Source organism: Rhodobacteraceae bacterium IMCC1335 (assembly GCA_039640495.1).
Classification (GTDB): Bacteria; Pseudomonadota; Alphaproteobacteria; order Rhodobacterales; family Rhodobacteraceae; genus Thalassovivens.
Genome location: CP046864.1, coordinates 2405001 through 2416710 on the forward strand (window position 1 = coordinate 2405001; position 11710 = coordinate 2416710).

The window sequence follows — 11710 nt, forward strand, 5'->3', positions numbered from 1 at the left end:
AACTTTGCGCGCCTTCTCATCCGCGCATATCGTCAGCAGCGTTCGATCTATCGACAATTTGAAATGGCTGAGCGCAGCATAGTCGGAGATTTATGTCGGAGATTTATGCGCCCCCAAGCGCAGATGAATGCGCGCTTTGCCGGGTGAACAAACATACGACAAGCGCAGTAGCAAGCTTGCGTCAGTCTCACGCACTTGCGGCCTTCACACGAACTGCGTAACGTTGGCCTATGTTAGAGCCCTTAATTGACCCTTTTGCCCGCGCCATAAATTACCTGCGGGTGTCGGTGACCGATCGCTGCGATTTTCGCTGCGTCTATTGCATGTCCGAAAATATGAAATTCCTGCCCAAGGCAAAGCTGCTTACCTTGGAAGAGCTGGATCGCTTATGCTCAACATTTGTGGCGCTCGGCGTCGAGAAATTGCGCATCACCGGCGGGGAACCTTTGGTGCGAAGAAATATCATGTCTTTCTTCAACGCCATGTCCCGCCATCTGGACAGCGGGGCGTTAAAAGAGCTGACGCTTACAACCAATGGCTCGCAATTAGAGCGCTTTGCACAAGATCTCTATGGCGCTGGCGTCAGGCGCGTAAACGTTTCACTCGATACGTTAAACGACGAAAAATTTGCGAAGGTCACCCGTTGGGGGCGGTTGCCGCAAGTGTTGCGCGGAATTGATGCAGCCCAGCGCGTCGGGATGCGCGTTAAGATCAACGCAGTGGCGCTGAAAGGCTTTAATCAGGAAGAATTATTCAGCATCACGGATTGGTGCGCGCAGCACGATATCGACCTAACATGGATCGAAGTTATGCCCATGGGAGATTTGGGGGAAACCGACAGAGTTGGCCAGTATTGGGCGCTCAGTGAATTGCGCCAAGAGCTGTCGCAAAGCTATGATTTGATCGACTTGCCCGAGCGCACCGGAGGACCAGCCCGCTATGTTGAATTGCGCCAGACAGGGCAAAGAATTGGATTCATCACACCGTTAACGCATAACTTTTGTGAAAGTTGCAACCGCGTCAGGCTGACCTGCACAGGCGAGCTTTTCATGTGCTTGGGTCAAGAGGATAACGCGGATCTAAGAACGCCATTGCGCGCTGATCCTAGCGATAATGGCCCTTTAATTCGCGCCATTCACTCTGCCATAGGGCGCAAGCCAAAGGGCCATGACTTTGATTATTCACGCCAAGAAATCACCGGGCAGATGACCCGTCACATGAGCCATACAGGTGGATAAAAATTATACTTAAAGCATTAAAAACAACATTCTAACGTTTTTCCGCAATGCGGAAGGTGATTTATTAATGCGTGATGAAACTGGTCGGTTTCACCGGATGGCGCAGAATAATTTCAACCAAATTCTGCGCCTAAATCTTTTCTAGAGCGCTCAACCCAATGCTCTTGCAACCAGTCACACGCCAAAGACCAGCGCAGCAGTGATCCGCGATATCCCGCCAAAACTTCGGGCATTTTCGGGCGGCCATGAAAGCAGACAACGCGGGCATTTGGCGGCAAGCGGGGCTGGCGCAAGTAATTCATCGGCGGCAGATCCAAACAATCATGTTTGAAGCTAAGAACAAGCTCGTTCGGGATATAGGCGAAATCATCATTATCCATCGCCTTATGAGAGGTATAGCGCTGTTCAGAACCTCGCGCTTTTTCAACCTCTGCATAGGGGTTTTTCGCCAAATCCTCATATAAATATCCATGTTGGGCAGGATCAAATCGAAAAACCGAGCCATGCCCGGTGGGGCGGCCTTTGCGCGCTTCGATCCAATCATGGCGCATGGCAATTTTATCACCCGGCATTTGCCAAATTTCATTCAAGGACCCGGTGACAACAACATCAAGATCGAAACCCAAAATGGGGCCCTCAAGATCAGGGATTAACCCCGGCTTGAACAAAGAGGTTTTGCGCATCGCCCCTTGCCGGTTGGCAACGGCCAATGCCGCATTCATCGGCTCTAAAAACGGCTCAATGGGCAGGTCTAAAACTTCGATATCAGGATGAAACCCAACGCTGTTTTCTGTCATGCACAAAAAACGAATATCCGCATCAAGGTTGCGCCTGACGCCAGAATAGAGCCGGTTCACATATTCCGGGCCGAAGAGCGTTCCCCATTTAATACAAACAATATTTGCAACGGCCATCCGTTATCCTTTTTTGCGCTTCCGTGCTGGTAGCGGCTTTGGTCTTTGAAGAAAAGGCTGAATTAAACTTATACCGCAGGCATGCCCTGCTCGATCAGCTCAACCCACCAGCTGCATCCAGCTGTAATCGCCTCATCATTGAAGTTATATTCAGGATGATGCACCGGCGCGCTGTCACCATTGCCAATCAAGATATAGGCTCCTGGCCTCTCATTCAACATGAAAGAAAAATCCTCGCCTCCCATGACCAAATCAGCCTGAGCGCAAGCCCCGGATACGCGCCGCGCCATATCGGCTGCAAATTCGGTTTCAACCTCATGATTGGCCATCACGGGATAGCTGCGTTTATATTGCAATTCTGCCTCGGCGCCATAAGCGGCCGCGGTTCCCCTTGCAAGATCGCCAATCCGCTCTTCAGCCAAATCTTGCAGCGGGGCTGCCAAGCTTCGAACAGTGCCGCGCAACCGCACCTCTTGTGGAATAACGTTAAACGCCGTCGAGGATGTTTCAAAAGAGGTGACCGACACAACCAGTTGCCCGACCGGATCCGCATTGCGGCTGACAATAGATTGCAGCGCCAAAACGACATGGCTGGCCACCAAAGTGGGATCCACCGTGATATTGGGCTTGGCCGCGTGCCCGCCGCGGCCTTTAATGGTCAGCTCGAACATATCCGTGGCTGCAAAAAAGGCACCAGAGCGAATGGCGAATTCTCCGGTCGGCATTTGTGGCCAATTATGCATGCCATAGACCTGTTGGATCCCAAAACGCTCCATCAAACCATCTTCACACATTTCACGGCCACCACCGCCGCCTTCTTCTGCCGGCTGAAAAATCACCACTGCAGTGCCGTCAAAATTCCGAGTCTCGGCCAGGTATTTTGCCGCCCCTAGCAACATCGCCGTATGCCCATCATGCCCGCAGGCATGCATAGCGCCTGCGGTTTTGCTCGCATAGTCAAGGCCCGTCTCTTCTTGAATGGGCAGCGCGTCCATATCCGCGCGCAACCCGATCACCCGGCCTGAGGTTTGTCTGACACCGCGAATCACACCAACCACCCCAGTGCGCCCCAAACCCGTGACAACCTCATCAACCCCAAACCCGCGCAGTTTTTGCGCCACAAACGCCGCAGTTCGGTGGGTTTCAAACAGCAATTCGGGGTCAGAATGAAGCGCTTGGCGCCAAGTCGCGATTTCTGGCTGCAACTCAGCGACAGCATTTTTAAAGGCCATGTTCTATCCTTTTTTCAGCATATTCAAAAGGTCCCGCATGAACTGATGACCTTTGTCAAATTGCGCAATTTCAATATATTCGTTGGGCTGATGGGCTTGGGCAATATCGCCCGGTCCGCAAATAACAGCAGAATACCCTGCTTGCTGGAACTGCCCCGCCTCGGTGCCATAGGAAACAACATGCGTTTCATTATCGCCCGTGAGTTGACGCGCCAAGGTTTCAGCCAAAGCCGTCGGTTCAGGGCGAAGCGCCGGCACATAAAACCGTTGCGTTAAACGGATCGCTGCTTCGGGGCGTGTCGCCTGCATTTCGGCTTCAAGCGCGCGCGCAGCGGCTTTGTATTTTTCCGTCCAATCCGCTTCCTTTTCATCTGCAACAACCCGAAAATCCATGCTGAACCAGCAATCTTTCGCGGTAATATTATGCGCGGTTCCCCCCGAAATCATTCCCACATGGGCTGTGGTATAGGGGGGATCAAACATCAGGGCGATTTCACTTGCAGATTTAGCCCTATTTTCCGCATTCACATCATTGGCCCAATCGATCAGCTTCGCCCCCGACATAATTGCGCTGACGCCTTGATCAATCAAAGAAGAATGTACTTCAAAACCGCTTACATGCGTTTCAAACCCGATCCCGCCCTTATGTCCCGTGACCGTTTGCATCATAGAAGGTTCGCCAACGATCACGCGCTCGGCAAAGGGTAAGCTTTCGCGCATCGCCTCGATCATTGAAGGGGCGCCCAGACAGCCAACTTCCTCATCATAGCTGAGCGCAAGCTGCAAGGGATTTTGCAAATCTGTATAGCGCGCCTCGACAAGCGCCCAAATCGCCAAGGCCACAAACCCTTTCATATCGCAGGTGCCACGCCCGTAATATCGGTTGTCTTTTTGCAGCACCGTCCAAGGATCTTGTTCCCAAAGCTGCCCCGCAACGGGCACCACATCGCTATGTCCTGATAAAACAACGCCACCAGCAGCTTCAGGCCCGACATGCGCAAAAATGGCAGCTTTGTCCTTTTCGTCATTATAGCATCGATGGGGGGTGATGTGATGGCTTCTTAAATAGGTTTCAACCCAGTCAATCAGGGGCAGATTACTGTCTTTGCTTATTGTCGGAAAGGCAACCAAATGGCACATAATATCAAAAGGCGATAATCTTTGAGACGTCATTTTTAATATCCACAATGGGTTTGCAGCACGAAATGATCGCGCGTAATTTCTGTGTAAACCGAGGGTTCAGGGATGTAGTCTAAGGGGTGAATAGGCGAAGGAATTGCCTTGAATTTCAGATCACGATCAAGTTGTTTTTTAGTAGGATCTGCGATCGGAACTGCTTTCATCAAGGCTATCGTATAAGGATGTTGCGGGGTTTCAAATACTTTTTGGCGCGGGCCGATTTCAACTATGCGCCCCAAATACATCACCGCCACATCATGGCTTACCCGTTCGACAACCGCCATATCATGGCTGATGAATAGAAACGAAAGGCCTAGATCAGCCTGCAGCCCCATCATTAAATTTAAAACCTGCGCTTGCACAGACACATCCAACGCGCTGACGGCTTCATCCGCCACAATCAGCTGTGGATTCAACGCTAAGGCGCGGGCAATCGCCACGCGTTGACGTTGCCCCCCAGATAGCTCATGCGGATAGCGGCCTAAAAAGCTGCGGGGCAATTCAACCTGATCGAACAGCTCGGACACCCGGTTTTGAAGCGCCGCCCCTTTATGCGTGCCAAAACTGCGTAAAGGCTCTGCAACCTGCGCCATCAGCGTCATTTGCGGATTGAGCGAGGCAAAGGGATCCTGAAACACCATTTGCATTTTGGCGCGCGCGCGGCGCAAATCGGCAGCGCTCATATCGCCTAAAATCTCACCATCAATCTCAACTTCCCCAGAATGCGGCTCAACCAAGCGCAACAAAGAACGCCCAACGGTTGATTTGCCGCACCCTGATTCGCCCACCAGAGACAAGGTACGACCTTTTTGCAGCGTGAATGACACATCTTCTACGGCGTGAACCCTCGCCACCGTGCGGCGAAAAAATCCACTCGCCACATCGAACCGCGTCACCAAGTTTTTTACCTTTAAAAGAGGTGCATCGCTGCCAATGATTGGCTCTATCGCTGGGGCTTTCGCACCCAAAAGCGGCAACGGCTGCGGATAAGATGTGCCGCGCATATCCCCCAACCTTGGCACCGCTGCAAGCAGCGCTTTGGTATACTCATGCTGGGGCGCTTGAAAAATTTGATCAACCGGACCTTCTTCCACTTTGCGCCCGCGATACATCACCACGACCCGGTCTGCCATCTGCGCCACCACCGCCATATCATGCGTGATAAACATAACCGCCGCGCCGGTTTCCTGGTTCAGTCGATTAATCAGCGATAAAATTTCTGCTTGAATGGTGACATCCAGCGCCGTTGTCGGTTCATCCGCAATCAACAAGCGCGGCCGACAGGCAAGCGCCATGGCAATCACCACGCGCTGGCGCATTCCACCGGAAAGTTCATGCGGATATTGTTTTAAGCGCCGCTCGGGTTCGGGAATACGCACTTGCTTCATCAACTCGAGCGCGCGCGCGCGGGCAGCCCCCTGCCCCAACTGAAGATGCAGCTTCAACCCTTCTACCAATTGCCGCTCAATCGTGAACACAGGGTTCAGCGCCGTCATTGGCTCTTGAAAAATCATGCCTATATCGTTGCCGCGCACTTTGCGCATTGTGGCAGGCTGAGCGTTCACCACATCGAGCTGCCCGCCTTTTTCAGGCCTCAGCCGCAATTGGCCACCAGCAAGCGCTCCGCCTCCAAATTCCACCAGCCGCATCATAGAGAGCGCGGAAACTGATTTCCCCGAACCAGATTCTCCAACCACGCAGACGGTTTCACCTGGATTGATTTGAAAAGATAGGTCCTCAACCCCAATAACTTCGCCAGCTTTGGTCTGAAAAGTCACCCTTAAGTTCTGAAACTCAGCAATCGGCTGCACGGCATCATCTAACATTAAAAACACTCTTTTACGGCTGGTCCACGCTAGCGGCAGCCTTTGCCGCTTGTCAAATCAATCATAATAAACCGGTCAAATTTCTAAAAAACATTGCTTTTCGCGAAAACTATGTTTCCATGTGTATACGAAACTTGATGACCAATACCATTTGGGTCTTTCGTTTGAGTAAGCCGTTTATCTGAGTAGACCCAATGCAAAACGCGTAAACGAAACTGCGTTTCCGTGTGAATTAAGAGAGGGGACTTTTGCTCCCCACCAACCATTAAGGAATAGTAAAATGCAAACACATTCACTGGTAATACTGGCCTTGTCGGCGCTTGGACTGTCTTCGCCAAGCTTTGCTGATCGCGGAGGCGATGGCAATGTCAGCATAATTTATTGGCAAGCCCCCTCGATCTTAAACCCCTACCTGACTGGCGGCACAAAAGATTTGGAATCTTCTTCATTGGTCGTTGAACCTTTAGGCCGCTATGACAATACGGGCGCTTTGGTGCCCTATCTCGCCGAAGAGATTCCGTCGGTTGGCAATGGCGGTGTCAGCGCCGATCTAACCTCGATCACATGGAAACTAAAATCCGGGCTGTTATGGTCTGATGGCAGCCCTGTGACCTCCGAAGATGTTAAATTTTCAGCTGATTATTGCTTGCACCCAGATATGGGCTGCGCCTCGCTCTCCTATTTTGCGGGCGTTACTAGTGTAGATATTGTAGATGATCTTACGGTCCAGGTAAATTTTGATGCGCCGAAACCCAACCCTTACGGGCCTTTTATGGGCTATACCGCCCCGATCATTCAAAAAGCCCAATTTGAAGATTGTGTGGGCGCCAAAGCCCCCGAATGCACCGATCAAAATTTCTATCCCATTGGTACCGGGCCCTTTGTTGTAACCGATTTTCGACCTAATGATGTGATTCAAATGAAGGCGAATGATCACTATCGTGATCCCGCTAAGCCCGCTTTTGCAACCGTTACATTTAAAGGTGGCGGAGATGCCAGCGCCGCCGGACGCTCCGTGCTGGAAACCGGCGAATTTGATTACGCTTGGAACCTGCAACTGGCGCCCGAAGTGATCGCGAATATGGAAAGCGCCGGTAAAGGCAAAGCGATTGCTGGCTTTGGGCCTTTGGTCGAACGGATCGAAATGAACCTTACCGATCCTTCGCCCGAACTGGATGCCGATACGCGCTCAACCCGCAAAGCGCCCCATCCATTTTTATCAGATATCAACGTGCGCAAAGCCCTTTCCATGGCGATTGACCGCCCGTTATTGGTGGAAATCGGTTATGGCAAGGCCGGCAAAGTAACCTGTGATCTGGTGCCCGCGCCAGATCTATATGCAGCCAAAAATGATTATTGCGTGGCACAAGATATCGCAGGCGCCAATGCGCTGCTTGACGCAAGCGGTTGGGTTACAGGTGGCGACGGGATCCGCAGCAAAGACGGCATGCGTTTATCCATTCTCTATCAAACCTCAACCAATGCGGTGCGCCAAGATTTCCAAGCCTTAATCAAAGAATGGTGGGGCCAAATCGGCGTTAAAACCGAATTGCGCAATTTGAATGCCTCGGTGTTTTTCGGCGGTGATCCCGGCTCACCGGATACGTTCCAGAAATTCTATGCGGATGTGGAAATGTACGCGAATACCTTTAGCGGCACAGACCCACAATCCTATCTGGCGCAATATCTGTGTGGCACAGAGCCACGCCCAGAATCGCAATGGCAAGGTGAGAATATCAACCGCTTTTGCGATCCAGCCTATGACGCGCTTTACGCCGAATTGACCAAAACCGGTGATTTGGCCCGGCGCGGAGAAATCGGGATCGCATTGAACAATATGCTCACCAAAGACAGCTATACGATCGTGCCCTTGGTCCATCGTGGCCGCGTGTCTGCACATGCGAATTCTTTAGGTGGGGTGATCCTAAACACCTGGGATTCCGAGCTTTGGAATATTGCCGATTGGTATCGCACTAAGTGATAACAGCAAAGGTCTGCGCCGGGGTCATCGCGGCGCAGATCACGGTATAATTTACCGAAGTAAAAGGTTTTTAAATGTTTACTTTTGCGATGCGGCGGCTGGCAATCGCCATACCGACGCTTTTGTTCATTTCACTGATCGTGTTTTTGTTGCTGAACTTGGCGCCCAATGACCCGATGGCGCAGGTGCCCTTAACGGTGCCTCCAGAAGTGAAACAGAAAATGCGCGAAGCGCTTGGCTTGGGGCAACCTCTCCATGTTCAATATTTCAAATGGTTGGTGCAGTTTTTCTGGATTGAACCGCAAGTGCTCATCGACCATCTGTTCAACACACAATTTTCAAAAGACGATCTACGCGTCATTAGCTGGCAAACCCGCAGCCCCGTAATGGATGTGGTGGTTCAGCGGCTTCCGCAAACGCTTTGGGTGGTAGGTATGGCCTATCTGGTGGGTATTTTGATCGCGCTGCCAATCGGCATTTATTCTGCCTATCGCCAATATTCCGTTTTTGATCAAGTTGGCACCTTCGTCGCGATGATCGGTTATTCAGTTCCGCCATTTTTCAGCGGCGTCGCGGTGATCGTTTTATTCGCCGTGCAATTGGGCTGGTTGCCCTCGACCTATAACACGTTGCATGAGGTGGTCAGTTGGGACAGCTTTATTATTCAGCTTAAACAAATGGTCTTGCCAGTTATGGTGCTGGCCTTGCAAACAACTGCCCAGCTCAGCCGCTTTATGCGGGCCTCAGTTTTGGATAACTTAAATCAAGATTATGTACGCACCGCGCGGGCGAAAGGCTTGAATGAATGGACCGTGGTGATGGTGCATGTGCTGCGCAATTCAATGATCCCGGTCGTTACGGTGATCGCTTTGAACGTGCCCTCAATTTTCGGCGGTGCGATTATCACCGAACAGGTTTTTAAAGTGAACGGAATCGGCCAACAGCTTATTCTTGCGATTTACGCCAATGATCTTCCAACCGTGCAGACGCTGGTATTTATTTTTACCATTCTGATCATTTTTTTCAATCTGCTTGCAGATTTGATTTACGGGGTTTTAGACCCGAGGATTCGCTATGACTGAGCCCATAGAGCAAACAGCCTCAATCCAATCCCATGGCAAATGGGCCGATATATGGGCGCAGTTTAGGCATCACAAAGGCGCTTTGTTCGGCGGTGTCTTATTCATCTTGATCGTTGCAATCGTTATGCTTGGCCCATTATTTTGGCATCTTGAAGCCAACACGATCGATATTCGCGCGCGCAATCAAGGCGCCAGCTGGGCGCATCCATTGGGCACAGACCAATTGGGCCGTGATACGTTTGCACGGCTGATTGCGGGGGGCAGACATCTATTTCTGTGGGCTTAACCGCCATGATTTTATCCCTTTTTTTGGGCAGTTTCATTGGCGTTTTGGCAGGGTTTTACAAACGGCTTGATGGGCTATTGATGCGCATGACCGATATGTTTCTCTCACTGCCATTGCTGCCCTTATTGCTGGTTATGATGCTGCTGTTTCGCGATCTGCTGAGCCAAAGCTTTGGGCCGGAACGTGGCATGTTTATTTTGATCGTTTTTGCAATCGGTATAACCAGTTGGATGCCAACCGCGCGCATTGTCAGGGCCGATGTGTTGGCCATCAAAGAGCGCGAATTTATTTTGGCAGCGCGCTCGGTCGGGTTGGGCGATGCCGCCTTGATTCTACGCCATATTCTGCCGAATGTTTTTTCACCAATAATGGTATCTGCCACGCTGGGCATCGCCAACGCGATCATCACCGAAAGCGCGCTTTCTTTTCTTGGACTAGGGTTTCCCCCCGATTTCCCCACATGGGGCCGCCTTTTGAATGACGGGGTCGAATATTTACAGCTATATCCCGGCCGCGCAATATGGCCCGGCTTGGCGATCTCGCTAACCGTTTTGAGCGTCAATTACCTGGGCGATGGCTTGCGCGATGCATTAGATCCCAGAAGCCGTGAAAGATAACCGCATCCCTGCCCCTTACAACAGAGGGCAGACCTCTCACAGTTTAAAAAGGCCAAATGTCTTATCTACTCAATGCGCTTGCGGATGCGCCGGATGGCCCACCAAACGAGCAGCACCACGGGCAGCGTGACGGCGGCCTTCAATGAATTTGCGCTGATTTCAAGTGGGCCTGCCAAAGGTGACATCAAATATCCGGCCAAAGACACGGCATAATAGCTGATCGCCACCACCGATAAACCCTCAACCGTTTTTTGCAAACGCAACTGAAGATCGGCGCGCGCATTCATGCTTTCCAAAAGCGATTGGTTTTGAGCCGACCGTTCGACATCCACGCGGGTCCGCAACAAATTGCCCGCCCGCATCGCGCGATCCGCCATCGCTGACAGGCGGCGCTCAGAAGCTTTAACTGTGCGCATCGCCGGATCATATCGCCGCATCATAAATTCGCCAAACGTCTGCCGGCCCTTAAATCGCTCTTCGCGCAACACTTGGATACGTTGATTGACAATCGCCTCATAAGCGCCTGTGGCGCCAAAACGAAACGCAACTTGCGCTGATAGATTTTCCAATTCAGCGGAAATTTTCAACAACGCGTCCAATGTGCGCTCGGGGGATTTTTGCGCCTGTGTCATATCGGCCATCAATTCGCTGAGCTCTGCATCAATCTGCGCCATCCGCGGCGATATGCTGTGCGCCGTCGAGAACCCCAACATCGACATGCTTTTATAGGTTTCAATCTCGCAAATCCGCTGAATAACGCGGCCAATGCGCCTGGGCCCCGTTTCGGCTGCGACAAATAACGCAAAGCGCTGATGACCAGATGCATCGACGCGGAAATCACCCGCCACCACGGCCGATTTATCTAAAACTTCGCTGACCGTCAGGCTTTCGGGCACGAACCACTCGGCTAGTGATTTACTGATTTCATCATCCGAAATCCGCGTTTCAACGCGTAAATTGATCGAGGTGATACGTTCGGCACTTACAGATTGCAGCCAATCCTCCGGGAAAGCCTCAAATTCAGCGGGATCAAACGGGCGTTCGGCACCGCCTTTGCTGAACAAACTATAGGTCACAAACTCAGTATGTTGCTCCCATTTCAACTGATGCCGGCCCAAGGCGCCAAAATAATGCGTTGCATCGGGTTGCGGATGGGTTTCACCAAAGCGGTCTAATAAGGCGATCAATTGATCGCGGGCATTTAAGCGGGTAGAGTGCCCACCCTCGGTGTTTTGCGTGAAGGCAAGATAGGCCACTCGCGCCGGCGCGTCTAAAGATGGAAACGGGCGCGCGTGCAGTTCATTGGCCAGCTCATAGCGCAAGGGGTGATCTTGAATAGCAGACATGCAGCCCTC

General features: G+C 51.7%; 9 protein-coding genes and 1 pseudogene (1 of these 10 running past the window's edge). 5 read left to right on the forward strand and 5 right to left on the reverse strand.

Going from position 1 to position 11710, the window contains the following annotated elements; translation table 11 throughout:
- On the forward strand, positions 1-82 hold the final stretch of the coding sequence (locus tag GN241_11560) for a hypothetical protein (protein ID XAT57935.1). It extends 104 nt beyond the left edge of the window; the window shows 82 of its 186 coding nt (coding positions 105-186); its start codon lies off the left edge, out of view; the stop codon is at positions 80-82.
- A gap of 148 nt (positions 83-230) precedes the next feature.
- Entirely contained in the window at positions 231-1238 is a 1008-nt protein-coding gene (moaA, locus tag GN241_11565; GenBank protein ID XAT57936.1) for a GTP 3',8-cyclase MoaA, read from the forward strand.
- 113 nt (positions 1239-1351) lie between these two features.
- On the opposite strand, the gene GN241_11570 is transcribed toward moaA, so the two are convergent.
- The 4 genes from GN241_11570 to GN241_11585 all read right to left on the reverse strand — a co-directional run bounded on the left by GN241_11570 (position 1352) and on the right by GN241_11585 (position 6389).
- Positions 1352-2152 carry a glycosyl transferase gene (locus tag GN241_11570; GenBank protein XAT57937.1) on the reverse strand — a complete coding sequence of 267 codons (801 nt, stop codon included), beginning with the start codon at positions 2150-2152 and terminating at the stop codon, positions 1352-1354.
- Positions 2153-2220: 68 nt separating this feature from the next.
- Positions 2221-3384, reverse strand: a complete 1164-nt coding sequence (locus GN241_11575; protein XAT57938.1) for an amidohydrolase — start codon at positions 3382-3384, stop codon at positions 2221-2223.
- A gap of 3 nt (positions 3385-3387) precedes the next feature.
- Positions 3388-4557 carry an acetylornithine deacetylase gene (gene argE, locus GN241_11580; protein XAT57939.1) on the reverse strand — a complete coding sequence of 390 codons (1170 nt, stop codon included), beginning with the start codon at positions 4555-4557 and terminating at the stop codon, positions 3388-3390.
- 2 nt (positions 4558-4559) lie between these two features.
- Positions 4560-6389, reverse strand: a complete 1830-nt coding sequence (locus GN241_11585) for a dipeptide ABC transporter ATP-binding protein (GenBank protein ID XAT57940.1) — start codon at positions 6387-6389, stop codon at positions 4560-4562.
- A 280-nt stretch (positions 6390-6669) separates the two neighbouring features.
- Here GN241_11585 and GN241_11590 point away from each other — a divergent pair, with 280 nt between their 5' ends.
- From GN241_11590 to GN241_11600, 3 genes and pseudogenes are all read left to right on the forward strand, one after another.
- The gene (locus GN241_11590) at positions 6670-8370 is read left to right on the forward strand and encodes a peptide ABC transporter substrate-binding protein (protein XAT57941.1); all 1701 of its coding nucleotides are present in this window, start codon (positions 6670-6672) and stop codon (positions 8368-8370) included.
- Positions 8371-8444: 74 nt separating this feature from the next.
- Positions 8445-9452, forward strand: coding sequence for an ABC transporter permease subunit (locus GN241_11595; protein XAT57942.1), 1008 nt, complete (start codon positions 8445-8447; stop codon positions 9450-9452).
- Positions 9445-10355, forward strand: a pseudogene (locus tag GN241_11600) (ABC transporter permease subunit). The gene GN241_11595 and the pseudogene GN241_11600 overlap by 8 nt, the downstream one beginning before the upstream one ends.
- A 65-nt stretch (positions 10356-10420) precedes the next feature.
- On the opposite strand, the gene GN241_11605 reads toward GN241_11600, so the two are convergent.
- Complete coding sequence (locus tag GN241_11605; protein XAT57943.1) at positions 10421-11701, reverse strand: DUF3422 family protein; 1281 nt, start codon at positions 11699-11701, stop codon at positions 10421-10423.
- Between the last annotated feature and the right edge of the window lie 9 nt (positions 11702-11710).